Raw genomic sequence first — 23,448 nt, 5'->3', positions numbered from 1 at the left:
TTTTATGCAAAATCAACAAACAGACTTAAGCGGAGCCGATTTCAAAATGGTGGCCAAAACCCTCTATGGATTAGAGGATGTGCTGGCCGAAGAGTTGCGTGCCCTTCATGCATCGGATGTTGAAACCGGCCGTCGCATGGTTAGTTTCCGGGGAAACAAAGAGCTGCTTTACAGAGCTAATGTGCAGCTGCGCACGGCACTGCGTGTGCTTAAACCTATTTATACTTTTCAGGCAACGGATGCCGACCGTGTGTATGAGCAGATGAAACGTTTCGACTGGTCTTCGGTCATGACCTCGTCCACCACTTTTGCCATCGATACCGTCATCTATTCCGACTTCTTTTCACACAGCGCTTTTGTGGGTTACCGTGCCAAGGATGCTATTGTCGACTACTTTAGAGAGCGTGAAGACACCAGACCTTCGGTAAGGTTGAATAATCCCGATCTGTTGATCAATTTGCATATATCCCATAATCAGGTTACTTTGTCTTTGGACAGTTCCGGCGAGAGCCTCCATAAGCGCGGTTATCGCGTGGTACAAACTCCTGCGCCGCTGAATGAAGTGCTGGCTGCCGGCATTTTGCTCAAGGCCGGCTGGAAAGGCGAAACCGATCTGATAGATCCGATGTGCGGATCGGGCACATTCCTTATCGAAGCGGCTTTGATTGCTACCGGTACAGCCCCGGGTATTTTCAGAAAAAGCTTCGCTTTCGAGCAATGGCCTGATTTCGATGCCGACCTCTTTAACCGTGTCTATAACGACGATAGCGGCGAACGGGCTTTCGACCATGTTATTTACGGTTCCGATATTCTTCAGGAAGCCATCAGAGCAGCCGAGGCCAATATCCGCCAAGCCGGCATGTGGCGCCACATCCGGCTCAGTGTAATGCCCCTGCAGGAGCGCGAGCCGGTGGCTGCTCCCGCCTTGGTGGTTATGAACCCGCCGTATGGCGAGCGTTTGCGGATGAATGATGCACAGGAACTGTACGGTATGATAGGTTCTAAACTCAAACACAACTTCTCCGGCTGCAATGCCTGGATTATCGGCTATAAGCCTGAGCATTTCGAGGCCATCGGGCTGAAACATTCTTTCCGGGAAAAGGTGATGAACGGTGCTTTGGAATGCGATTTGCGGAGCTATGAGCTTTTTACCGGGAGCCGTAAAGATTTTAAGACACAGGAGCAAAAACCGCCATTTCGTAAGGAAGCGAACCGGTCGGAAAGAGGAGAGCGGCGAGGGAGAAAAACCGCGAACCGCGACGAATGGAAAGACCGGAGCAGCAGGCGGGAAGAGCGTTTTGACAAACGCTGTTCACCGGATCTTCATTCTAAAGACTCTGATACACCCCAAGCCCGTGATACCGTAGAAGATAAACGGTGGCCGAGAGATCGCTTTAAGAAGGCCGGGAACCGGAGCGATGAACGTGAGGAGAAACCTTTCCAAAAACGTACGGGGCGTTTTGAACGGGACGAACACCGAAATATGCCGCGTGATCGTTTTGAGCGGAGCCGGACGACCCAAAGAGAACAGAGTAAACCCCGTTATCAGGTTTTCAGGGCTGATGATGAAAATAATAATACCAAATAGATATCCTTAAAATACAATGAAAAAGAGATTCAGTATCCTTACGTTAATGATTTGCGGAGCAAGCATGATGATGAGTGCCCAGGCACAAAAAGAGAAACCGGTATATACGTTGGAGCAATGTACTCCCGGCGGAGAGCGTTTTATGGAAACCTATCCCGAGTACTTGCCGATGATGCAATGGCTTGGCGATACTTATGTCTATCTTAAAGAAGATAAACTGATAGCAGGGAAGGCTGGAAAGCAGCTTAGCGAGCATCCGTTGCTTACGGTTGCGGACCTCAATGACATTCTGCCTGAAGGGAAAAAGTTGGGTAAAACACCCTATTTCCCGGGTTTTTCCGTACTCAAGCAGGAGGAAGGTGTCGTAGCTTTATCGTTGGCCGGTGAAACTGCTGTCGTAAATCTTTTGCAGCGTAAGATGCTGTCTTCTTATCCCACCATTAAAGAAGCTTCGGCTTTTGACTGGAGCCCCGCATTGAGTCACCGGGTTTTGGTCATCGATTATAACTTGTATTTGCAGGCACCGGGGCAGTCCCGGGAAAAACTGGAGCAAATAACCTCAGACGGCACCGAAGCGATTGTTTATGGCGAGGCCGTTCACCAGCGCGAGTTCGGTATCGAGAAAGGTACGTTCTGGAGCCCCGATGGCAGTAAGCTGGCTTTTTACCGCATGGACCAGAGCATGGTGGAGCCTTATCCCATCGTGAACGTTCGTTTGCGTAAGGCCAAAGAAGCCCCTGTCCGTTATCCGATGGCCGGTATGCCCAGCCACCATGTTACGGTGGGTATTTATGACCTGAATACGGGTAAAACGGTTTATCTGAATACCGGTTTGCCGAAAGAAAAATTCCTGACCAATTTGAGTTGGAGTCCCGATGGACGCACGCTTTATATTGCAGAAGTCAATCGTGCACAGACGGATTGCGAGCTGAAAGCTTACGATGCCGTTAGCGGTAACGCCGTGGCCACGCTTTTTACCGAACACAACGATATTTATGTGGAACCATTGAATCCTCCGGTTTTTGTGCCCGGTAGGGCAGATCGTTTTATCTGGCAAAGCAGGCGCGACGGGTGGAACCATCTTTATTTGTACAGCACTTCGGGCAAACTGATTCGTCAGCTCACCAAAGGCGAATGGGAAGTAACGGATTTTCCGGGATTCGATGCCAAAGGTAAAAACCTCTTTTTCGTAAGTACGAACCCCTCTCCGCTCGATCGCCGTCTGTATCGTATCGGGCTCGATGGTAAAGGCATGAAGGCGTTGACACCGGAGGAGGGTATCCATTCTCCGCAGCTTTCTCCAGACAGACGTTATTTTATAGATCATTTGCAGTCTCCCACCGTTCCCCGTTCGTATGCTTTACGCAGTACCGACGGTAAAACGGCATTCCGTATTTTTGAAGCTCCCAATCCCGACGATAAGTTTGCCATGCCGGATATTCAAACCGGCACGCTGACGGCGAATGACGGGAAAACTCCGCTCCATTACATGATGATTAAGCCGCTGAATATGGAGCCGGGCAAAAAGTATCCGGTTATTGTGTATGTTTACGGTGGCCCGCATGCCCAATTGCTTACCAATACATGGCACCGGGGAGCCAGCGGTTGGGGGGTCTACCAAGCCCAACAGGGTTATGTGATTTTTACGCTTGACAACCGTGGATCGGCTAACCGGGGTGCAGCTTTTGAGCAGGTTATACATCGCAGGCTCGGTGAAGTGGAAATGCAAGACCAGATGACCGGCGTGGAGTATCTCAAAAGTTTGCCTTTCGTGGATCCGGAGCGCATCGGGGTGCATGGTTGGAGTTATGGCGGATTCATGACCACCAATCTGATGCTTACTTATCCGGATGTGTTTAAGGTGGGCGTGGCCGGAGGCCCCGTTATCGACTGGAAACTGTATGAAATCATGTATGGCGAACGTTATATGGATACGCCTCAGGAGAATCCCGAAGGGTATAAGAATGCTAACCTTTTGCTCCGTGCCGATAAATTGAAAGGACGTTTATTGCAGATACATGGAGATATTGATCCCGTGGTCGTATGGCAGCATAGCATGCTTTTCCAAAAAGCCTGTGTAGACCATCGCACCTACCCTGATTACTTTATTTATCCCGGTCACGAACATAATGTGAGGGGGCGCGACCGGGTTCATTTGCATGAAAAGATAAACCGTTATTTCAGAGATTATTTATGAATATCTTATTATTAGGCTCGGGTGGTCGCGAGCATGCTTTGGCTTGGCAGATCGCCCGCAGCGAACAGACCGAAAAGCTTTTTATCGCTCCGGGTAATCCCGGTATGCAGAGCCTGGGCATCGTTGTGCCGGAGATTGGCGTAAATGACTTTGAAGGCATCATGAGGCTGACCCTTCACGAGCATATCGATATGATTGTGGTGGGGCCGGAAGAGCCTCTGGTGAAAGGTCTTGTCGATTTCCTTCACAGCCGAACGGAGTTGCAGCATGTGCTCATTGTGGGTCCCGATGCTTCCGGCGCACGTCTGGAAGGCAGTAAAGACTGGAGCAAGGCTTTCATGCAGCGCCATGGGATACCTACGGCAAAATCAAAAACTTTTACTGCCGACAACCGTTGTGAAGCACATCGGTTTTTGCAGTCTCTTCAGGCTCCGTATGTGCTCAAAGCCGATGGACTGGCAGCCGGTAAGGGCGTTATCATTTCCGATTCTCTGGAAGAAGCTACCCGGGAGTTGGACGAGATGCTCGACGGGCGTTTCGATAATGCCGGAGCCAAAGTGCTCATCGAGGAGTATATGCACGGCGTCGAGTGCTCCGTTTTCGTAGCTACCGACGGCTATGGCTATCGCATATTGCCGGTGGCCAAAGATTACAAGCGTGTGGGCGACGGCGATACCGGTCCCAATACGGGCGGTATGGGAGCAGTCTCCCCCGTCTTTTTTGCCAATGACAAGTTTATGGCGAAAGTCGAGGAACGTATCATACGTCCTACGATGCGTGGCTTGCGACGCGAGGGGATAGACTACCGCGGATTTATTTTCATCGGCCTTATGAATGTGGACGGAGAGCCCATGGTGGTCGAATACAATTGCCGTATGGGCGACCCCGAAACGGAGGTCGTTATGCTTCGCATCCAGAGCGATTTTGTGGAGCTGCTTAAACGTATGGCTGAAGGCTGGCTGGCAGACTATAAGCTTGAGATCGACCCGCGTGCTGCCGTTTCGGTGGTGATGGTTTCAAAAGGTTACCCCGGTGCTTATTCTAAAGGCATGTCGATTACCCTGCCTCTTGAGGGCACAGATACCATTATCTTCCATGCCGGCACGAAAATAAATGAAGAAGGCCGTCTGGTAACAAACGGCGGGCGTGTTTTGGCTGTTTCCAGCTACGGCAGTACGGTAGAAGCCGCTCTGAGGAGAAGCTACAACACAGCCCAGCAGATTCTTTTCGAGGGTAAGAATTACAGGCACGATATAGGGCAGGATTTAATTCTTGACTGATTGTTATGTACGGGCATTATTACTCCAACAGCTCTCCTCATCTTTATCGGGGATTACAGGTATGGGGGTGGATATTGGCTTTTTCGGTTTTGATTGCCCGCTATTTCCTGTATGATTTGTGTCCTCTTCATCCGGAAGACACTCTTTTGCCCATAGATCGCATCTGGTTGTTGTCGGCAAAAGGGCTTCTTCTGTTTCTAACGGGTATCAGTGGGTACCGGCTTATTCTGCACTCTTTGTTGCTCTCTCCTGCTGCCCGCAGGCTCTTCGGTTACTTGTTCCCTTTGCTCGCGGTAGCCATGTCGCCCTCCTTGATACATCTCGCGATTATGTTTATCGAGGTATGGATGTTGAGAAACCTTTTCGATTTGTATCAGCATCCGAATACGGTTTTGGCCTTTAATATGGGAGCCCTGTTCGGGGCTATTGTGCTCCTTTGGCCTCCCATGCTATATTGCCTTGTGGCTTTGCCTTTTCTGATGTATCTGATGCGCTGCCTTTCCTGGCGTACACTTGTCGCTTTCGGTCTGGGGCTGGTGGCTCTGCCATTTATTGTTTTGCCCATTGTTTTCAGTTTGTCTCCCGAAGGGCTTTGGCCGTATTTTGCCGCTCTGTTTGAAAAAGCGTTTTCTCCCTCCTGGTTTTGGTGCAGTTTCTATTTTACGGGAGAGTGGTGGGGTTACGCTCCCGTTTTGCTTATTCTGCTTTATTTGCCCGGACTCTTCACCCTGCGTGTTACCTATCTTGACGGTCAGCTTCGCACCCGTGTGCGCCTTTCCTCTTTGAGCACATTCGTTTTCATTGTGCTGCTACTCACTGTTTTTAATGGAAAAACGTATGAAGGCTTCTTTCTGCTTACCGTTTTTCCGGTTACCGTTCTTACAGCCATGATGCTGATGCATACCCGTGCGCTCACGCGCAAAATTCTGCTGGCTTTTCTTACCCTTGCCTGTGTCGTATTGGGTTTGGCTCCTGTCGTTGCTTCTTTCTTTTGAAGCGACGGTATGGTATATTAACTTAAAAATGTTAAGTTTACCGCATCGTCAGGTGCTTTTTCCTGATGAAACACACAAAAACAACATGCTATATTATGCTTAAAACGCTATTAAAGAAGAACCGCACTTATCGTCGTTTTGATGAAAACGAACGTATCGACCGTCTACAGATAGAGCGTTGGCTGGAGGTTGTCCGCTATACGGCTTCCATGCGCAATGTGCAGCCGCTTAAATATATTATCATAACCGATCCGGAGGAGTGTAACTGGATTACCGCTCAGGTTACCTGGGCAGGTTATTTGACCGACTGGGACGGTCCTGAAGAGGGAGAACGCCCTGCCGCCTATCTGGTGCAGGTGCTGGATACGAATATTGCAGCCAGCGGAAGATTTGATGAAGGGCTTCAATTGGAGGCTATCACCCTGATGGCTGTCGAAGAAGGTTACGGCACCTGTATCCTGCGCTCTTTCAGTTCTGCCGAGTTCGTTCGCCGTTACGGTTTACCCGAAAATCTGCACCCCTCCTGCCTCGTTGCTTTGGGCAGGCCGGTGGAGGAAGTTGTTATCGAAGATGCAGCTAACGAGGACGACATTAAATACTGGCACGATGAGAAAGGGGTACACCATGTGCCGAAAAGACCGCTGGATTCCCTCATTATAGAACCGAATCAATCCTCGATTTTCTGATTTTGACCGAATTTTTATAATATGAGCAAGCCGTATGGTGTATGTCGAAAACATTGCATACGGCTTGCTCCCTTTTATGTGAACGGAAAATATGTTTAACTCGCGGAAGACGGCGACGGAAGAAGTCCGCCGGTTATCCTTGCCGCAGGGCGAATTGGATTATACCCTGATTTTTTCAGGACGGCGAAGTCTCGGTTTGCAGATATACCCCGACGGCAGGGTCGTTGCCCGTGCCCCTTTCGGTATAAAACGCGAAGACGTCGAGCATTTTATCCGCGAACGAAGCGGTTGGATCCACAGGCATCGAGAGCGTTTTGCCATGGAATCCGAAAGTACGGAGAAGGGCGATGTCTTTCATCGTCTGCACTATTTTCAGGGCAAAACATACAGACTTCGGTGGCAGTCATGCCGTATCGAACGTGTTTGTATGGAAGGGGAGGAGCTCCGGGTTAGCTGCCTGTCTGCAGAGGATATTTCTAAACTGTTATGGAGGTGGTACAGGCAACAGGCCGGTGTGTTTTTTATGCGTGAAGCTCGGCCGTTGATAGAAAAGTTTGAGCAAAAACACGGAGTCTCTCCCTCCTCATTACACTGGCAGTGGATGAAAACCCGCTGGGGCAGTTGTTCGTCTCGGGGGCGTATCAATCTTAATCTCAAACTGATTATGACACCGCCGGAGTGTTTAAGATATGTTCTCCTGCACGAACTTTGCCACCTTATCCATTTCAATCATTCCAAAGCTTTTTATCGTTTGATGGACGAAGATATGCCCGATTGGCATTCGGTGAAGATCAAGTTGAACCGTTTGTCGAAAAGGTTTGCCGGGGAACCGGAAGATGTGTTATAGGCGGTGTGCTTCCACGAGACGGATGATGCGCTCCGTTAGAGCATCTTCTTTATTGTATTTCGGGTTGTACTCTGTTTTCAGACTTGCACCGAACATATTGGCAAAGCTGTTCCACCAGAAAGCTTTCCAGCCACCGAAAAAAGCATCTACGATTTTGTAGCTCGACTGATTTGTTTGGCGTGCCACCAGTTTAATGAGCAGTTTACCCTGTCGCAGCGTAAGGTTGCGCATTTGCGGTTCGTATTGTTCTTTGAGCACCCCCTCCAGAAGTTTCAGATGTTTGTTGCGTGCTTTGTCCGTGGGCAGTTTATCCAGATACTCATAAGTTTCGATAAGGGTTCGGGAAAGTTCTTTGGCTATCGGCAGCGTTTTCTTGACGTCGCGTATCAATCGCCACATTTCGCGTCGCTCTTGTGAGGTCAGAGGACGTTCGGGGTAGCGCTTCCGTTTGCGTGTTACTTGTATGTTCGGCAGCTCTATCATGTAGATTGTATCGCCGTTTACGATCTGGTAATGTGTGTTTTGAGGGAGCATGAGAATACTTCCTTCGGGCGGATACACTTCTTGGGCTTTGGCAGCGAAGGCATATCCCGTCAGAAAGAACAGCAACAAATAAAAACAACTGATATATGCTGTTTTCAGAATTTTCATAAACTCTTCAGGTCTTTACTGATAGCGGGTTAAAGATAGTTATTAAATCATTATATGAGAGAATAGCCGGTGGCTCGCTTTATATACCTCTACTCCATTCTTATGGCATGGATAGAAGACTTTGGAGCAGTCTTCGGATCGGCATCGAGAAAGTTTTTGACCTGATAATACTTTTTATCCCCGCATATTGTTAAAAATAACCAGGAGGTAGACGTTCCCCTTTATGAGTCAGTGCTTTTGTAAAGCAAAGTCTAAGAGCGGTTCGCAGCATTGCTCGATGAGGTCGAGTACCAGCTCAAAACCGTCTGCTCCCCCATAATAAGGGTCGGGTATGTGATCCATAATGCAATCCGGACAGAAATCGGTCATCAGGTAAATACGTTCTGTGGCCTGCTGTGTAGGAGCAAGGTCTTTCAATCCGGAGCGATTACTTTCATCCATCCCCACGATGAGGTCGAAGTATTCAAAGTCATCGTATCTGACAGGTCTGGAACATGATGTCAGATCGTAGCCTCTCCTAGATGCGTGCGCACGCATCCGTCGGTCCGGCAGTTCGCCCTCGTGGTATCCGCTAAGCCCCGCAGAAGCTATTTCAAACAGATGCTCCACACCTTTTCCTTTGATGTAGCTTTTGAAAACACCCTCTGCAGCCGGAGAGCGGCAGATATTACCGAGACAGACAAACAGTATCTTTATTTTCATATCAAAATATTTATGGCAAATTTACTATATTAGTCTTTGTAAAGAGAGAAAAAGAGCAGTCTATAATTCTACTATTCCTCTGCAATAATGGGTGAAAATAGAACGAAACGCTTGAGTTTTCATTATACATTGCCTGATCGTTATTGCATTTTGTGGGTTTGATAAATAGTGTAAGGCCATTGGATGCCGTTAATAAAAACAAAAGTAAGATTATGTCAAAATTATCATCTTCTAAGGGTAAAGGCTCCGTTTTGGTCGGCTTACTTTTGGTAGCCGGATCGTTACTCGCTGTTCTTCTGCCTGCACACAGGGCAGCCAAACGCAGGGAATATGAACGCAAGAATTATTATAGTCCTGATGATGTAGATTTGAATCCGGATGCCGAGTTGGGAAATCGCTCCCGGCAATATTATCGACAGGAAAATGATTTCACCATTGCCGATTAGAATGTGACGGTTATAAACTAAAAGGAAGAGAACCTGATGAAGAAAATATGTCTACCCCTGTTCATACTTGCTGTGTGTCTTTACTTGTCGGCAGGATGTAAAGAGAATAAAGAAAAGTCCAAACAGATTGTCCGTATTACCGAACAGCAATCTGAAAACCCCGTTCCGCCCGAACATGAGGAGGCACCGGAATTGGCCGGGTTGGAGGAACGCCTGGAAAGCAGTATCACGCTGGATACGGAGAAAAAGACCCGGAAAGAGATTTTCCGTAACACTTCGGGCTATCCGGTAAAGGTCGTTCTCGATGAGTTCAATGACGAAGGGTTGGTTATCAAAACAACCGAAAAAAACGGTCAGGGTTACATCGTTAACCAGGAAGAACTGTCGTACGATAAGGATGGCAATCTAATTAAAAGAGTTGTTTTGGACGGAAAGTACAAGGGGCTGGTCTATACCTATAAGATTATAGCCAAAAATCATCTGGGGCATTGGACAAAGCGTGAAGAATATGCCTCCGACAAGTTGCGTTGCACTGAAGTACGCGTGCTGGAGTATATCGAAGGCGATACCATTCCGCGTGTTGTCGATCTAAAACGTATCGAACCTTGAATATTCAAAAACATACGGTCTTCAAGAGGTGAACCCGTTTTTATTTACTTGAGAACACCTCTTCCCTTTACTTCCAAAGGGTATTTAATAAAGGTTTTGCATATATGAAATCGGAGCATAAAGAACTTAACAGATGGATAGAGCTTTATACCGAACCCCTTCTTAATAGAGCCAAGTCGTTGATTGCGGATAGGGAGGACGCCATGGATATTGTGCAGGAAGTTTTCATCTCTGCTTCATCGGCTTTTCAGGCTTTTGAAAGAAAAAGCACACCGCTAACCTGGTTGTACAATATTTTGAGAAATAAAGTTGCCGACTTTTATCGGGAAAGATACCGGAAGCCTCAGACAGTCAGCATGTCTTCTTTTTTTGATGAGAGCGGTTTCTGGACGGATCACTCCGTACTCAGCGACTGGTCTGAGGATTTTAATGAGCCAAAAGAACAGGAAGCCCTGACCGATACTTTAGATAAGTGTCTTGAGCTGCTTCCACCGAAATGGAGAGTGACGGTAAAACTATACTACTTGGAAGATAAGAAAACAGAAGAAGTCTGTCAGGAATCCGGCATAACTACGACTAATCTATGGAAGATTTTACAGCGAAGCCGTATGCAGCTGCGAAAATGTTTGGAATTAAACTGGTTCGATAAATTATGAAAGCATTGCTCAGTAAGCTGATTCATATACTCATCATGCCATGCAGTCATGTACCTGCTCTGATCGAACAAAGAAATGCGGGAAAGCTTTCTTTCGTAAAAAGAGTGCGGCTCCACATGCACTTGTCGGTGTGCAAATTTTGTGCTGCATATGCCCGTAAAGTAGAACAGATAGATCGCTTACTTCTGAAAAACACATCCCGTTTGAAAGAAAAAGAAGAATTCAAAGACGCTGAAATCCAGTGGTTTAAAGAAAGAATAAAAGAAAAAATCAACTCATAGCATATTTTTCTTGTCAGGATTTCGATAAGTTGCCGACTATAGAAACAGAAGCCCCGATTGAGAGGCTTTTTGATACTGAGCAATTTTTATTGATTGACGAGATGAAGACAAGAAAAGAGCTGCTCACAAGCAGGAATTTATTTAGAGCCGGGTTTCATATAACCCTCTTCGGTGCCGCCATCATCCTTCTCTGGATCGGCATATTCAAATTTACCTCTGCGGAGGCTATGGCTATTAAGCCGTTAGTGGAGCATCATCCGCTTACATTCTGGGTGTACGATGTATTTGATGTACAAACGGTTTCAAATGTAGTGGGTTCGGTGGAGATTCTGGTAGCTGTCTTATTGCTTCTTTCTCTCAGATTTTATTCACTAAGGCGATATGCGGGATTCGGGGTACTCGTCATCTTTCTTACAACGATCAGTTATCTGTTTTCCACCCCCGGAACGTGGCGGAAAATAGAAGGAGTACCCGTAACGGATTTTTTCATACTCAAAGATTTGGCATACCTCGGCTTCGGGCTTATGTTGATCGGGTATTCGGATAATCATAAATAATATACGAAGATGAAAAGAAAACATATTTTAGTTGCACTGGGTTTTGCCCTGGTATTGGTTTGTGTAAACGATGTTTTACGTGCTCAAAAGAAAGGACAGACAATGAAAATGGAAAATCAAAAAAAAGAAATTTATCTCGCCGGAGGATGTTTCTGGGGAACAGAACATTTTTTGAAGCAAATACGAGGTGTGATAAAAACAGAGGTCGGCTATGCCAACGGTAAAACAGTCAGGCCGACTTATAAGCAGGTATCTACCGAGGATACCGGTTTTGCCGAGACGGTTAAGGTGGAGTACGACCCGCAGCAGATTAGTCTGGAAAAGTTGTTGGATTTGTTTTTCAAGACTATAGATCCGACCAGTCTCAACCGGCAGGGAAACGACACGGGCACTCAATACCGCACCGGTATCTATTATACCGATAAGGCCGATGAAGCTCGTGTAAGAGGTGCCATTGCACGTTTGGCTTCGATGTATTCCGCTCCCGTTGTGGTGGAGTGTGAAATGCTGAAGAATTATTATACAGCAGAAGCATACCATCAGAACTATTTGGATAAAAATCCCGGTGGCTACTGCCATATTCCTCAAAAATTGTTTGAAATGGCTAAAGAGGCAAATGCAGCTCCTGCAGAGAAGAAGTATGTCAAACAGGATGATTCTGCTTTGAGAAAGAAACTGACAAAGATGCAGTACGAGGTAACGCGTAACAATGCCACGGAGAGAGCCTTTCAGAATGAATACTGGAACGAGTTTAGAGAAGGGATATATGTAGATATTACCACCGGTGAACCCTTGTTTGTTTCCTCTGACAAATTTGAGTCGGGCTGTGGCTGGCCGAGTTTTTCCAAACCTATCGACAATCATCTCGTTTCTGAGAAAACAGATAAATCGCATGGCATGATCCGCACCGAAGTGCGTAGCAAAACCGGAGATGCACATTTGGGACACGTATTCAATGACGGTCCGAAAGAGAAAGGCGGTCTGAGGTATTGCATCAATAGTGCAGCCCTGCGTTTTATTCCCAAAGAAAAAATGAAAGAAGAAGGATATGGTGAATACCTTCCTTTGATAAAAAAATAAACATTTAACATTTATTAACTATGAAAATTTATCGATCAAAAGCTGTAATGTCTACTGTTTTATTGGCCGCAGCGACACTGTTCTCCTCTTGTTCCAAAGATGAAAAGAATATGCCCAAGAGTAAAGAAGGGATGCACACGATTACAATTGAGAATATCGTTGCTCCGAAACTATTTGTGGAGAGTGGTTCTTTCCTTGGAAAAGGCAGTAAAGAGGTGAATCTTCCGGTTATCCTGCCGGGACAGAGTGTTGACTTTAAGTTCAGTGCAGGTAAGGGACAACGGTTGATGTTTGCTACGATGTACGGCAAATCTAAAGACTGGTTCTTTGCCTCCGAACAGCCGGGCATTAGACTTTTCGATGACAAAGGAAAAGCTATGACAGGAGATGTTTCGGCCCAGATGAAATTGTGGGATAATGGTACGAAAGATGACAAAACAGGAGCTGCCGAATCCAAGCCGATTGCCGAAGTTAAAGGAGTTGACGCTTCTAAGCTGATGAAGGTGATGCTGGCATACATGGAATCTTCTTCTGAGTTTACCCTCACGATTACGAATACCTCAGACGGTACCGGACATGAAACTCCATTTTCTCCGGGTGTTTGGGCTGTTTCCACATTCGACGGAAACAAACTGCTTGCCGAAAACCCCTTTTTTACTCCGGGAGAGAAGTCCAATCCTGAAATTACCGATATTGCTCAAATGGGTGATATAAACAAACTGAAAGCTCAGGTAGAGGCCAATACCGGTATTATCACCGGACTTTCTCCCGTATTGGTGGTTACTTATCAGGGGGATAAGAATCCGATATACGAACTGGGTAAAAAAGATCCCGGAATGGGCTTGAAAGAACTTTCACAGAAAGGGGATGCAAGCAAACTGATGAAGAGCCTTAAGGAAATGAAAGGAGTAAAAGGTGTATATCTGGCCGGTAGTGCTCCTGTTGGTCCCGGTCAAAAGGTTATGACACAGTATAAGGTGGAAAAGGGCGACAAAATTGCTTATGCCACAATGTTCGGATTCTCGAATGACTGGTTCTATGCAAATGAAAAAGAAGTTGCTGCCTCTTTGACCGGTGATATTACAGAAAGTGCCGCACTGTTCGATTCGGGAACGGGAGTGGATCAATTCCCCGGAGCGGGCAATGCTCAGGCTCTTTTTGGAGGAACGCCACAAGTAGAAAGTATACCTGTTGCAAAGGTTGGGAATAAATTCCCCGTGCCTGCAGTAAAAAAGGTATTGAAGATCACGGTTAGATAAGATTTTTTAGAGAAATCTGCGAGCAACAAATAAAAGGGGGATGTGTCAAAACTCCATTCTCCCTAAATTAACTGTCATTTGTAAAGAACAATCGCTATCAAAGAGCTAAAACTCAATGATAGCGATTGTTTTATTTGATTAGAAAGGGTGGTAACTATCGATATGAAAGGAAAGTTCTCCCAATTCCATGTTTTGACACAGCCCCCTTTAGGTGCTTCAGAATGCGTAAAGTACACAGCGGTAAGACTGGGGCTCAAGAGAGCATACTGAAAAGTACGTGACCGAAGCCGAATGTGGTGGCGAGCAACTCAGTCATTTGCGCATGATGAGACAACGTCATCGAGTTTTTGCACAAAAGTTTTAAGCATTAATGTAAATCCATTGTTTAATCCTGAGTTTACTTTGCAGTCCTCTAAGATAAAGTCCGGAATTTACACACATTTAAGAAAAATGTCGCGCAGCTTTGAAGAGATTTACTTTGATGCCGGAGTGAGATATCCGGAATAAAATCGAGAGAGTTTCCCTCCTAATCAAAACTCCCGTTAACGCCATGGCGGGTGGAGAAATCCTAAAAACAGCTTACTCTTTGGAAGTCAGCTTGTCGATATCGCCGATCATGAATGTATGTTTACCTTTTTCGGCGATTTTGTTAATCGTTTCCAGCAATTGGAAAAACTTGATGTTTCCGTCCTCTTTGAGCAGTGCCGCAGCATTCTTCAAGGCTCTGGCTGTAGCCACAGCCGTGCGGGCATTTTCAAGATCCGCCTTAGCACGAATTTTGGCTTCGAGGTGTTTGGCAAAGAGTTCCTGAATGGCTTTAGGAAAGGTCATATCCCTGAGAGTAACCTCTTCAATCGTGATGCCGAATTCGGCAACAGTCTGTTCTATGGCTTGCATATTGAAATCTGCTATTTCGCCTCTTTTCTCATTCAGTTCCTCACTGTCCATGCCGGCGATTTTGTTGCGTATATGCACCTGTATCACATTCAGCAATCTCTGCTCAGCTTCGTAAATAATAGATTCCACCGGGTTATCCAATGAAAATTTGCTAAGGAACCGCTTGCCATCCTCTATCCTGTAAAGCACGTTGAACGAGAAACGCAGAGCGATGTTGTCCTTCGACAGGACCTCCTGATTGGTGATGGTAAGCAGCTTCGACGTTTCCGGAAGAATGAACACTTCTATCCTCTTTTTCGGTCCCCAAAACGTATAATTGCCGGCCGGCAGTTCTTTGTCGAACCGGTGATCTCTGAAGAGATAGCCGGTCGTGTTGGGTTTAATCTGATAACTTTTCTTGAATATCATGGCGAAGTCTTATTTTGATGAAAGAATGGTTCCGAAAGAAAAAGAACACTTAAGTCAAGGGAAGCCGGGTTGAGCTTTCGCTGTTTTGCTCGGCGGTATCCTCCGGCCTGCAAACTTGACTTAAGCTGTGCATTGCTGCACCGTTCCTTTTCGACAACATCATTGTGTATATATGGAACTGCCAAACATGCAGTTCGTTCGAGAGTTTCCCCTCCGGGAGCAACCATCCGCAATACCCTGTTTTAATTTTAGCGGTTGTCCCTTTCAAACAGGTGGCGGTTATATCTTATTATTAAGTCCGTGGACTTCTATTTTGCCAAAGATTCGATAACATGGCAAACTCTTTCCAAGTCCTCTTTTTTCAGTGACGATCCGCTCGGTAAGCAAAGGCCGTTGTCAAAAAGTTTTTCACTGACACCGTTTCCATAGAAAGGGCAGCCGGCAAACACCGGTTGCAGATGCATCGGCTTCCAAAGCGGTCTGCTTTCGATATTATCAGCCTCTAACGCCAGCCTTATATCTTCTCTCGTAAATCCGGCCTCTTCCGGGGCAACGATGATACAGGTAAGCCAGAAGTTAGAGTTGAAATCCTTTGACGGATTGTCCATAACGGTGACACCTTTTACCGAAGAGAGCAGCTCCATATAGATTCGATGATTTCTCCGGCGTTTGGCAATATGATCTTCGAGTACCAGCATTTGTCCACGCCCGATACCGGCACAAATATTGCTCAATCTATAGTTGTAGCCTATATGGCTGTGCTGATAGTGCGGTGCGTTGTCTCTTGCCTGCGTGGCAAAAAACATCACCCGTTTCGCCTCTTCTTCTCCCGGACATACCAAAGCACCTCCACCCGAGGTAGTAATCATCTTGTTTCCGTTAAAAGAGAGAGCACCATAGCTTCCGAAAGTGCCGCATTTTTTCCCTTTGTATTCAGAGCCGATAGCTTCTGCTGCATCCTCTACAACCGGGATATCGTATTCATCGGCAATAGCTTTGATCTCTTCCATTTTGGCAGGCATGCCGTATAAATGTACCGGAATGATCGCCTTCGGCTTTTTTCCTGTTTGCCCGATACGGTCTTCGATGGCTTCACGCAACGCTTTCGGACACATATTCCACGTATCCGGCTCGCTGTCCACAAATACCGGCTTGGCTCCCTGATACATAATCGGGTTGGCCGATGCCGAAAAAGTAAAACTTTGACAGATTACTTCATCATCGCGTTGTACGCCCAGCATAACCAGAGCCAGATGAATAGCTGCCGTTCCCGCACTGAGGGCCACAACTTTACGCCCTTTACCGTCAATATATTTCTCGAGATCGGCTTCGAAACCATTTACGTTCGGTCCCAGCGGAACCACCCAATTCGTGTCGAAAGCCTCCTGTATGAATTTTTGCTCTTCACCGCCCATCTCGGCCAGCGACAGCCATATTCTCTCTTTCATATCTTTTATTATTTATCAAAAATCGTTTGATATATATATACTATATCTTTTCTAAAAGACCAATTATACAAATAATCTAAGTTAATCCGAACCTTATCTGGAAAAATAACCTCATCATTGTATTTGACAGGATCCTCTTGTTTTGATAAAAGCTCTTCTTCATTTTTATACTTTATACTTGCGGGGCCGGTAATACCGGGTTTTAATTTCAATATATCCCGGTCTTGACCTTGCAGTCGATCAGCATATCCAGGTACATCGGGTCTTGGCCCTACAAAACTCATTTCTCCTTTTAGTACATTCCAAAGCTCGGGGAGTTCATCTAATTTATACTTCCGCAATTTAGCTCCTAACGGTGTGATTCTTCTCTCTCCCGCCACAGAGATCGATGAGCCCCAATGTGAAATTTTCATAGAACGAAACTTAACCATTGTAAATAATTTTCCGTATTGCCCTACGCGTTTTTGTTTAAAAAGAACCGGCCCTTCGGGCATTTTTATTTTAATCATTATTGCAATAATTAGCAATAACGGCCAAATCAATAATAAACCGATGAAAGCCATAATTCTGTCAAACAACCATTTAAAAATCATCGTAATTTATATGTAAAGTGAAGGATACGCGACGAGGAATACCTAAACAAAAGGTATCTAAAATAATTAATCAAAAAGAACTTTCTAGGTAAATGTAGTTTTTTGATAACTTCTTTTCTCTTTTCATAGTCAGCAAGACTTTTCTCTTTTCCGATTCGTCTTTCAAAAAAATCTTCAGATATTCTCATATACAATAGCACTTTAGGCAGGTTCGCAAATTTACAACCAGCCAAAAAACCATTAAGCCACAATCCCGTATCTTCATCTCGTAATGTATCCGTAGGATACATCCCGGCTTTATTGAAAAAAGAAGATCTAAACATAACAACTGGATGCGCCAGAGGATTTCTATATCCTATATATTTTAAGCACTTAATGTGATTCATGGGGTATTTTACTATATTTAAAAGTTGGTTAAGATCTTTCATTTCTTTGATGTATGAACCACAAACATCAATTTCTATGTTGTTTTGTAAAAAAAGAATCTGTTCTTCAAATCTTGTCGGTAAACTATAATCATCTGCATCCATACGAGCGATGAATTCATAACCGTTATTCAAAATAATTGATAAAAGTTCGTTGAGAGAGAATGCTAAACCTTTATTTTGATTACGTTTATAAATCTTTAATCTATGATCATTGAGTTTAGATAAAAAAGAGTCTATATCATCGGCTATTGGTCCATCATACATTATAAAAAAATCAAAGTCAGAGAATGTCTGTTCTAGGATACTCTGTATTGATTGTTTAGTGGCGTACAAGGTATCGCTTTTATAAATTGACATTATCACAGCAAGTTTACTCATATTTGTCATAGTTTTATTTTAAGGATAAATAATAACTTATTCGTTTGAGTGCTTCTTCCTTTATGTTTAAGCCTTTGTCATTAAAGTTTTTCAAATCAAAAGTTCTATCATTTTCTATTTTTGAATATTCAGTAATTTTTTCGACCCATTCAAGCTTATTATCCTCTATTTTCAAAAATGATATATTTTCATTGAATTTTATTTCTTCAGATACTTTATCGGAAATGATACATTGTAGCCCCGATAGTTGGGCTTCTATGGCTGATATTGGTAAACCTTCAAAAAGAGAAGGAAGAATGAAAATATCGGAAGCAGACAAGTAAAGATAAGGCTTGGATGTATGTTCAATCATTATTATAAATTCAGAAAGAGCTTTTTTTGCTATATAAGATTTTATTTCTTCCTTAAGAGGGCCATCTCCAATTAAAATTAATCTGGCTTGAGGCTGTTTTTTTATGAACAGTTCGAAAACCTCAAGAATAAAGAAATGATTTTTCACGGGAGATAATCTACCTATATGACAAATAACTGTTGAATCCGATGGAATATTAAATTTTTCACGGATATTTATTCTATCACTTATATTGAATCTATAGTTTTCTGAAGAAGCTCCTCCCTTAAAAATTTCAAATTTCTTTTTTCCATATATTTTATCTCCCGCAAGTTTACTGCATGCAATAAGTGATGTTGAAAATAAAAGAGTGATTTTTGTTAAGACTTTATTTATTAGAACCCTATGCCGATATTCAGAATAACGTGAACTATGTAGCATTACAATCCTTCTTTTTATCCCTTTTAACCAAGCGGGTAGAAGAAAAATAAAGCCAACATTAGCATTATGAACTTCTATAACAAAGATATCTTTGTTTTTTTTAAAAAATTTATAGATGCAAAGAATTTTTTTTATGAGATTGTATTTTGAAATTTTCGGCAAAATTTCAATATCAATTCCAAGGGGGGAACTCTCTTGAAAATACGTGTTTGATTCTGTTTGAAAGTATATAACCTTGTAATGTATATTTTTTTGCTCTCTTGCATTCAAGATATAGTTATTGATATAAGAGGCTGTTCCTCCCGCTGGTTGACGAACAAAAGCTAATATAATTTTTTCAGACATATTTTTGTGTTTTTTTGAAAGAAATAAATGAGGAATATTTGTGAAGTAAAAGAAAAAAAACCTTTTGTCAATAGTAGGAGAAACATAATATAAAAATACAATTTCATATTTGCTATAGAAGTATCTTTTATTGCATAATTAAGCATACGGTATTGAATAATTAGAAAAGCTAACAAACCAAATATACCTGTTGAATATATTATTCTCAAATAACCAACATCAATATCTTTATAATATCCAGAAAACCCTCCTTTTATAGAGTGTTTACGAAAGTATCCATCTCCCCAAAGCCATGTTTGAATATTATCAGGTGTTTTTTTCCACATCTCAAGTAAAACATCTGTAGATTTTGATGACGTTTCTCCTGTTTCAATAAAATTTTTAATAGGCTCTAAAACCCAAGCCGTTGGACTATTAGGGTCCTGTTTTAAAATAAAATAGGAAATATCGTTTTTAAAAATATATATGGATGAGATAATGATAATTAGAAATAATAGAGAGTATTTTATTGTCAAAGAACTTTTACTTTTTCTTAGTTTTGATATATATATATATATACATCCCAAAATTACACCAACAATAGAGGTTCTGGCAAGGAATAAACCTATAAAAGAATTAAAAAAGAAAAATAATAGATATAAAGATCGCTTGTAGTGACAATACAACCAAGCAATAAACATTAATCCAAAGCTGTAAACAATAGCAGCTCCAAAAAACTCTATCCCAAACCCTATAAATCTACTAGACGATTCAATCACTCCTTCTAATTTCTTTTCTTGTAATTCTGAATGTGAGATTAATGTGTAAAAAAAATCAGATATTTTTTTGTTTTGGTACATTAATAATGTTATACATGATTGCAAGGTAAGACTCCATGTAATTAATTTGGGAAGAAGATTTTCTACTTTAAAAAAAGAAGGATAGGAAAAACAAAAGACAAAAAAAGTTGCAAAAAAACAAATAACAGGAACAGCCAAAGCTTCGTATATATAATATATATCACCTCCATTTAATAACATTGAAGGTATTGTTAAAGTATAAATTGAAAGAATATAAACCAACAAATGTTTAAAGAAAAAAAAGTGTTGTTGCGTATTCTTTTTGAGTATATAGATAAAACTTAAGGCCGCAAAAAGGATAAATGGATGGAAAGAAATAAAAGAAAGTTTTATACTAAAAAACAGTATAAAAAAGAAAAGAAATGAGAGATAAAAAGAAATATGTTTCATAAAGAGTGAAGCAATGCATATTTATATAATGTAGGAGAAAGTGCGATTGTCCTATAGAAGATCTTTGATGAGAAATTTTCACCAATTATTCTGCCTCTTAAATTATCTAAAAAAATATTCTCTTTTTTAAATCTTTCAAAATAATGTTTTCTTTCTTCAGCAGGTAATGAAGAGCGAAAAAGACAACTTAGCATACAACATTTGAGATAGTTCAAATACTTTCGATTAACCCAATAGTCATAATCACTTTTATTCTTGCTATCCAAATTAAAAGATTCTTGCCAAGATTCTAATATTTTGAAATAAGAAAGCAGGTATTTACGGATATGATCATTATTATTATTTCGTGAGATGCTACCATCTCTAATTCCATAGAGGTAAGGATAAATATTTTGATTGAAAAAAGCATATTTTTTTATATGCTTCATTAGTCGTATTGTACATTGGAGATCTTCCGCATAAATTCCTTCAAGAAAACGAATGTTGTTATCTATCCAAATAGACCTCTTTGAAATACCACTCCATGCAGGAATACCAATTAGATATTTGGATATTAATTCAATTCCAGAGCAAACATCGTTAGGTTTTGCCTTTAAAGAAGACTTGGTATAGGTATGATTTGAATAGATATTTTTATATGGGAATTCCAGATAGTCTAAGTCTTTTTTCTCTATTTCTTGCATAAGAGCGCTCAGGCAGTTCTTCTCTATTTCATCATCTGAGTCAATAAACCAGATATAAGTTCCTTTTGCCTTTTCTAATCCGGCGTTTCTTGCAGAACTTAATCCTCCATTTTCTTTATCAATGAGAATTACATTAGGGGCAATTTGTTCGTAGTGTTTGCAAATGTTTAAAGAATGATCTTTTGAGCCATCATTTACCAAAATAATTTCATATAATTCTTTGGATAGATCTTGATTAAGAGTTGATTCAATGCATCGAGATAAATATTTTTCGACATTATATATCGGCAAAACAAGAGATATCTTTAAATCCATTTTATGTTGAAATTTTGATGTTTTTTCTTTCTAAAACTAAACCAACTTTTTCTTTCTACAAAAAGAAAACCGATAAATAAAAATACAAATCTCAGAAAATATTACTATCGTGATAAAAATACTTAATGAAATTGTGTTTGCTATCCAAATAATAGAAAGTAGTAGTATATATAATCCCAATGATAGGATAACGCTTTTATTAAATTGTTTTTCCAATCCGAAAGGAACCATTACAGGTGTTCCTAAAAAATAGGTCATATAGCAAATGATTATCATTACACCATAAAATCTAACAGTAGAAATGGCAGGGATCATATCTACTCCTCCTAAAATCGTGACAAGTAAATTAGAGGATAATAATAATATGATATAAAGTATTATTGATAAAGACAGCTGTAAATAAAAAATATTACGAACCAGTTTAATACTTTTTGTATAGGCTATCCTAGGATAGATGGCAGTGTTTATGATATTGGCCGGAAGCATGAATAAACTCCAAATCTTTTTTGCGAGATCATACCACGCGACTTCTATATATCCCAAAAATTTACCGATAAAAATTGTAGTTAATTGAGCAATTGCAACGACTGATATTCGTGATAAAAAAAAGGGGAATGATATTCTCATATATTCAAGTATATGAGAATATCTAAGCCTTTTTATCGATCTTTTTTCAATTTTGAAAAGAAGATAGAATGCAATAATAGCACCAACCATAGAGCCTGCGATTTGCAACAGAGGTATAAAGAGATATTGAGTTGGCTTATGTATAAATATGAAAATCAATAAAGTGAAAAGTATTTTAGAAATCGAATCTATTATTGTCATGTATTTCATCTTTTCAATTCCTTGAAAATACCATATTGGCAAAAACCACTCTGAAAGACAATAACCATAAGATATGATATATAACAATCGATTTTCTTCCCAAAGTTTAAAAAGAAAAATACAAGTTATATATATAGTGCCTATGAGAATAAATAATCCACCTTTTATTATGTAAACTTTTGTAACTATCTCATCTAATTTTTGAGGAAAATTTCTATTAATTGAGATATCCTTTGCTGCATATATGTTTAGTCCGAAATTAATAATGATAATAAAGAATGCAGAGAAAGCTTGTGCGTATACCACCATTCCATAGTTGTACGAACCCACCATACGAACCAAATATGGGTAGGATATTAGTGGTAATATTAAAATTAAAATCTGAAAAACAGCTAAATACGACATATTAGAAAGTAGAATTTTATTCTGCTTTAATATGTGTTTAGTTGTGCTTACCAACTTTTCAACTGTTGATGTTATCATGTTCTAGAATAAGCTCTAAAAGAGTGGTGTGAAATACGTTTCTCTTTAGGAGGGAGTTTATTGTAATCTCCGTATATTTTTGTCAGTATCTCATCAGAATTAGATAGTATAAGGAAATGGAAGTTTTCGAAAGGGACCAATTCGACATTATTAAAACTATCCTTGGGATATACGCACTTAAATCTGGGTTGACTTAAGTCTCTATAAGGAAGTTCTTCTCTCTTATTAAAGCGTTTAATTAATTTTATAAATAAATTTTGTAAAACAATTCTCTTTACAGGAATTGTTTTAACTCCTAAATGAATAAGATTTCTTAAGAAAGATTGTTTTGTAGGGGTAAATTTTGCAACCTTTCCGCTAATTACTCTCTGAAGAAGAATTAATGATTGGAACCAGATTCGATGAGCTTTATTAGGATATTTATCCAAAGGGAAAATATCGACAAAAACACCTAATGTGTAACAATCTTGAACATCTTCTTCTAATAATGTTTCTGTATCAATAACTTTAGCAAAAACATAAGGATATTTTTTGTCTTCTTCAAAGGAAAGGACCTTATACCGTGTATTGTATTCATTAAATGTTCGAATGAAAATATCATAATCTCTACGAGGCATAACTAAATCAATATCATCATCCCAAGGAATATACCCCTTATGCCTGATTGCTCCTAACATCGTCCCATACGCTACAGAATATATTACTCCTTTTTCAATGCAAAAGTTATGAATAGTTTCTGTTATATTCAATGCTATAGTCTTGATTTCATCTAAAGATAGTTCTTTCATCTTTTGACCTCAATATTAA

Annotated in this window: 24 protein-coding genes; 13 read left to right on the top strand and 11 right to left on the bottom strand. The window is 41.6% G+C overall.

Annotation, left to right across the window (positions count from 1 at the left end):
• Positions 1-4: 4 nt before the first annotated feature.
• The 6 genes from A3GI_RS0100600 (at position 5) to A3GI_RS0100575 (ending at position 7,593) form a co-directional block, all read left to right on the top strand.
• On the top strand, positions 5-1,588 hold the full coding sequence (locus A3GI_RS0100600; protein ID WP_018359535.1) for a THUMP domain-containing class I SAM-dependent RNA methyltransferase: 1,584 nt from the start codon (positions 5-7) through the stop codon (positions 1,586-1,588).
• 16 nt (positions 1,589-1,604) lie between these two features.
• The gene (locus tag A3GI_RS0100595; protein WP_026215824.1) at positions 1,605-3,785 is read left to right on the top strand and encodes a S9 family peptidase; all 2,181 of its coding nucleotides are present in this window, start codon (positions 1,605-1,607) and stop codon (positions 3,783-3,785) included.
• Positions 3,782-5,065 (top strand): phosphoribosylamine--glycine ligase, encoded by a 1,284-nt coding sequence (purD, locus tag A3GI_RS0100590; protein ID WP_018359533.1) that lies wholly within the window; start codon positions 3,782-3,784, stop codon positions 5,063-5,065. Before A3GI_RS0100595 ends, purD begins: the two co-directional genes overlap by 4 nt.
• Positions 5,066-5,070: 5 nt before the next feature.
• Positions 5,071-6,060, top strand: a complete 990-nt coding sequence (locus A3GI_RS0100585; RefSeq protein WP_018359532.1) for a hypothetical protein — start codon at positions 5,071-5,073, stop codon at positions 6,058-6,060.
• 95 nt (positions 6,061-6,155) lie between these two features.
• Complete coding sequence (locus A3GI_RS0100580; RefSeq protein WP_018359531.1) at positions 6,156-6,746, top strand: nitroreductase family protein; 591 nt, start codon at positions 6,156-6,158, stop codon at positions 6,744-6,746.
• A 91-nt stretch (positions 6,747-6,837) separates the two neighbouring features.
• Positions 6,838-7,593 (top strand): M48 family metallopeptidase, encoded by a 756-nt coding sequence (locus A3GI_RS0100575; RefSeq protein WP_018359530.1) that lies wholly within the window; start codon positions 6,838-6,840, stop codon positions 7,591-7,593.
• Here the strand turns inward: A3GI_RS0100575 and A3GI_RS0100570 are convergent.
• Together A3GI_RS0100570 and A3GI_RS0100565 are read right to left on the bottom strand one after the other, a co-directional pair.
• Entirely contained in the window at positions 7,588-8,244 is a 657-nt protein-coding gene (locus A3GI_RS0100570) for a DUF4294 domain-containing protein (protein ID WP_018359529.1), read from the bottom strand. The genes A3GI_RS0100575 and A3GI_RS0100570 overlap by 6 nt on opposite strands.
• Positions 8,245-8,472: 228 nt before the next feature.
• Positions 8,473-8,946 carry a low molecular weight protein-tyrosine-phosphatase gene (locus A3GI_RS0100565; protein ID WP_018359528.1) on the bottom strand — a complete coding sequence of 158 codons (474 nt, stop codon included), beginning with the start codon at positions 8,944-8,946 and terminating at the stop codon, positions 8,473-8,475.
• Between the two features lie 212 nt (positions 8,947-9,158).
• On the opposite strand from A3GI_RS0100565, the gene A3GI_RS0100560 reads away from it, so the two are divergent.
• From A3GI_RS0100560 to A3GI_RS0100530, 7 genes are all read left to right on the top strand, one after another.
• On the top strand, positions 9,159-9,392 hold the full coding sequence (locus A3GI_RS0100560) for a hypothetical protein (protein WP_018359527.1): 234 nt from the start codon (positions 9,159-9,161) through the stop codon (positions 9,390-9,392).
• A 36-nt stretch (positions 9,393-9,428) separates the two neighbouring features.
• Positions 9,429-10,001, top strand: coding sequence for a hypothetical protein (locus A3GI_RS0100555; RefSeq protein WP_018359526.1), 573 nt, complete (start codon positions 9,429-9,431; stop codon positions 9,999-10,001).
• Positions 10,002-10,105: 104 nt separating this feature from the next.
• Complete coding sequence (locus A3GI_RS0100550) at positions 10,106-10,657, top strand: RNA polymerase sigma factor (protein WP_018359525.1); 552 nt, start codon at positions 10,106-10,108, stop codon at positions 10,655-10,657.
• Positions 10,654-10,938 (top strand): hypothetical protein, encoded by a 285-nt coding sequence (locus tag A3GI_RS0100545; protein ID WP_018359524.1) that lies wholly within the window; start codon positions 10,654-10,656, stop codon positions 10,936-10,938. Before A3GI_RS0100550 ends, A3GI_RS0100545 begins: the two co-directional genes overlap by 4 nt.
• 101 nt (positions 10,939-11,039) lie before the next feature.
• The gene (locus A3GI_RS11765; protein ID WP_025079392.1) at positions 11,040-11,495 is read left to right on the top strand and encodes a DUF417 family protein; all 456 of its coding nucleotides are present in this window, start codon (positions 11,040-11,042) and stop codon (positions 11,493-11,495) included.
• Positions 11,496-11,504: 9 nt separating this feature from the next.
• Positions 11,505-12,575, top strand: coding sequence for a peptide-methionine (R)-S-oxide reductase MsrB (gene msrB / locus A3GI_RS11760; RefSeq protein ID WP_018359522.1), 1,071 nt, complete (start codon positions 11,505-11,507; stop codon positions 12,573-12,575).
• A gap of 20 nt (positions 12,576-12,595) precedes the next feature.
• On the top strand, positions 12,596-13,834 hold the full coding sequence (locus tag A3GI_RS0100530) for a spondin domain-containing protein (RefSeq protein ID WP_018359521.1): 1,239 nt from the start codon (positions 12,596-12,598) through the stop codon (positions 13,832-13,834).
• Positions 13,835-14,413: 579 nt separating this feature from the next.
• On the opposite strand, the gene A3GI_RS10160 is transcribed toward A3GI_RS0100530, so the two are convergent.
• From A3GI_RS10160 to A3GI_RS0100480, 9 genes are all read right to left on the bottom strand, one after another.
• Positions 14,414-15,139: a slipin family protein gene (locus A3GI_RS10160; protein ID WP_018359520.1), complete on the bottom strand. Its 726-nt coding sequence runs from the start codon at positions 15,137-15,139 to the stop codon at positions 14,414-14,416.
• 308 nt (positions 15,140-15,447) lie between these two features.
• On the bottom strand, positions 15,448-16,587 hold the full coding sequence (locus tag A3GI_RS0100515; RefSeq protein WP_018359518.1) for a DegT/DnrJ/EryC1/StrS family aminotransferase: 1,140 nt from the start codon (positions 16,585-16,587) through the stop codon (positions 15,448-15,450).
• Between the two features lie 8 nt (positions 16,588-16,595).
• Positions 16,596-17,180, bottom strand: coding sequence for a sugar transferase (locus A3GI_RS0100510; protein ID WP_018359517.1), 585 nt, complete (start codon positions 17,178-17,180; stop codon positions 16,596-16,598).
• Positions 17,177-17,986, bottom strand: a complete 810-nt coding sequence (locus A3GI_RS10155; RefSeq protein WP_025079394.1) for a glycosyltransferase — start codon at positions 17,984-17,986, stop codon at positions 17,177-17,179. The genes A3GI_RS0100510 and A3GI_RS10155 overlap by 4 nt, the downstream gene beginning before the upstream one ends.
• 13 nt (positions 17,987-17,999) lie before the next feature.
• Positions 18,000-19,103 (bottom strand): glycosyltransferase, encoded by a 1,104-nt coding sequence (locus tag A3GI_RS0100500; protein WP_018359515.1) that lies wholly within the window; start codon positions 19,101-19,103, stop codon positions 18,000-18,002.
• Positions 19,082-20,122, bottom strand: a complete 1,041-nt coding sequence (locus A3GI_RS0100495; protein WP_147277706.1) for an O-antigen ligase family protein — start codon at positions 20,120-20,122, stop codon at positions 19,082-19,084. Before A3GI_RS0100495 ends, A3GI_RS0100500 begins: the two co-directional genes overlap by 22 nt.
• Positions 20,123-20,328: 206 nt before the next feature.
• Complete coding sequence (locus A3GI_RS0100490; protein ID WP_018359513.1) at positions 20,329-21,330, bottom strand: glycosyltransferase; 1,002 nt, start codon at positions 21,328-21,330, stop codon at positions 20,329-20,331.
• Between the two features lie 36 nt (positions 21,331-21,366).
• A complete protein-coding gene (locus A3GI_RS0100485; RefSeq protein WP_018359512.1) occupies positions 21,367-22,641 on the bottom strand; it encodes an oligosaccharide flippase family protein in 1,275 nt (424 codons plus the stop codon).
• Positions 22,638-23,429 (bottom strand): LicD family protein, encoded by a 792-nt coding sequence (locus A3GI_RS0100480; protein ID WP_018359511.1) that lies wholly within the window; start codon positions 23,427-23,429, stop codon positions 22,638-22,640. The genes A3GI_RS0100485 and A3GI_RS0100480 overlap by 4 nt, the downstream gene beginning before the upstream one ends.
• Positions 23,430-23,448: the final 19 nt, after the last annotated feature.

The organism is Porphyromonas macacae DSM 20710 = JCM 13914, assembly GCF_000379945.1.
Classification (GTDB): domain Bacteria; phylum Bacteroidota; class Bacteroidia; order Bacteroidales; family Porphyromonadaceae; genus Porphyromonas; species Porphyromonas macacae.
Note: the sequence above shows the minus strand (reverse complement) of the source record. Positions and strands in the feature narration are given on the sequence as shown.

Bases quoted from the DNA above. Each gene is read 5' to 3' on its own strand.
- A3GI_RS0100600 (WP_018359535.1), top strand. From the start codon at position 5: ATGCAAAATCAACAAACAGACTTAAGCGGAGCCGATTTCAAAATGGTG.
- A3GI_RS0100595 (WP_026215824.1), top strand. From the start codon at position 1,605: ATGAAAAAGAGATTCAGTATCCTTACGTTAATGATTTGCGGAGCAAGC.
- purD (WP_018359533.1), top strand. From the start codon at position 3,782: ATGAATATCTTATTATTAGGCTCGGGTGGTCGCGAGCATGCTTTGGCT.
- A3GI_RS0100585 (WP_018359532.1), top strand. From the start codon at position 5,071: ATGTACGGGCATTATTACTCCAACAGCTCTCCTCATCTTTATCGGGGA.
- A3GI_RS0100580 (WP_018359531.1), top strand. From the start codon at position 6,156: ATGCTTAAAACGCTATTAAAGAAGAACCGCACTTATCGTCGTTTTGAT.
- A3GI_RS0100575 (WP_018359530.1), top strand. From the start codon at position 6,838: ATGTTTAACTCGCGGAAGACGGCGACGGAAGAAGTCCGCCGGTTATCC.
- A3GI_RS0100570 (WP_018359529.1), bottom strand. From the start codon at position 8,244: ATGAAAATTCTGAAAACAGCATATATCAGTTGTTTTTATTTGTTGCTG.
- A3GI_RS0100565 (WP_018359528.1), bottom strand. From the start codon at position 8,946: ATGAAAATAAAGATACTGTTTGTCTGTCTCGGTAATATCTGCCGCTCT.
- A3GI_RS0100560 (WP_018359527.1), top strand. From the start codon at position 9,159: ATGTCAAAATTATCATCTTCTAAGGGTAAAGGCTCCGTTTTGGTCGGC.
- A3GI_RS0100555 (WP_018359526.1), top strand. From the start codon at position 9,429: ATGAAGAAAATATGTCTACCCCTGTTCATACTTGCTGTGTGTCTTTAC.
- A3GI_RS0100550 (WP_018359525.1), top strand. From the start codon at position 10,106: ATGAAATCGGAGCATAAAGAACTTAACAGATGGATAGAGCTTTATACC.
- A3GI_RS0100545 (WP_018359524.1), top strand. From the start codon at position 10,654: ATGAAAGCATTGCTCAGTAAGCTGATTCATATACTCATCATGCCATGC.
- A3GI_RS11765 (WP_025079392.1), top strand. From the start codon at position 11,040: ATGAAGACAAGAAAAGAGCTGCTCACAAGCAGGAATTTATTTAGAGCC.
- msrB (WP_018359522.1), top strand. From the start codon at position 11,505: ATGAAAAGAAAACATATTTTAGTTGCACTGGGTTTTGCCCTGGTATTG.
- A3GI_RS0100530 (WP_018359521.1), top strand. From the start codon at position 12,596: ATGAAAATTTATCGATCAAAAGCTGTAATGTCTACTGTTTTATTGGCC.
- A3GI_RS10160 (WP_018359520.1), bottom strand. From the start codon at position 15,139: ATGATATTCAAGAAAAGTTATCAGATTAAACCCAACACGACCGGCTAT.
- A3GI_RS0100515 (WP_018359518.1), bottom strand. From the start codon at position 16,587: ATGAAAGAGAGAATATGGCTGTCGCTGGCCGAGATGGGCGGTGAAGAG.
- A3GI_RS0100510 (WP_018359517.1), bottom strand. From the start codon at position 17,180: ATGATTTTTAAATGGTTGTTTGACAGAATTATGGCTTTCATCGGTTTA.
- A3GI_RS10155 (WP_025079394.1), bottom strand. From the start codon at position 17,986: ATGAGTAAACTTGCTGTGATAATGTCAATTTATAAAAGCGATACCTTG.
- A3GI_RS0100500 (WP_018359515.1), bottom strand. From the start codon at position 19,103: ATGTCTGAAAAAATTATATTAGCTTTTGTTCGTCAACCAGCGGGAGGA.
- A3GI_RS0100495 (WP_147277706.1), bottom strand. From the start codon at position 20,122: ATGTTATTAAATGGAGGTGATATATATTATATATACGAAGCTTTGGCT.
- A3GI_RS0100490 (WP_018359513.1), bottom strand. From the start codon at position 21,330: ATGGATTTAAAGATATCTCTTGTTTTGCCGATATATAATGTCGAAAAA.
- A3GI_RS0100485 (WP_018359512.1), bottom strand. From the start codon at position 22,641: ATGATAACATCAACAGTTGAAAAGTTGGTAAGCACAACTAAACACATA.
- A3GI_RS0100480 (WP_018359511.1), bottom strand. From the start codon at position 23,429: ATGAAAGAACTATCTTTAGATGAAATCAAGACTATAGCATTGAATATA.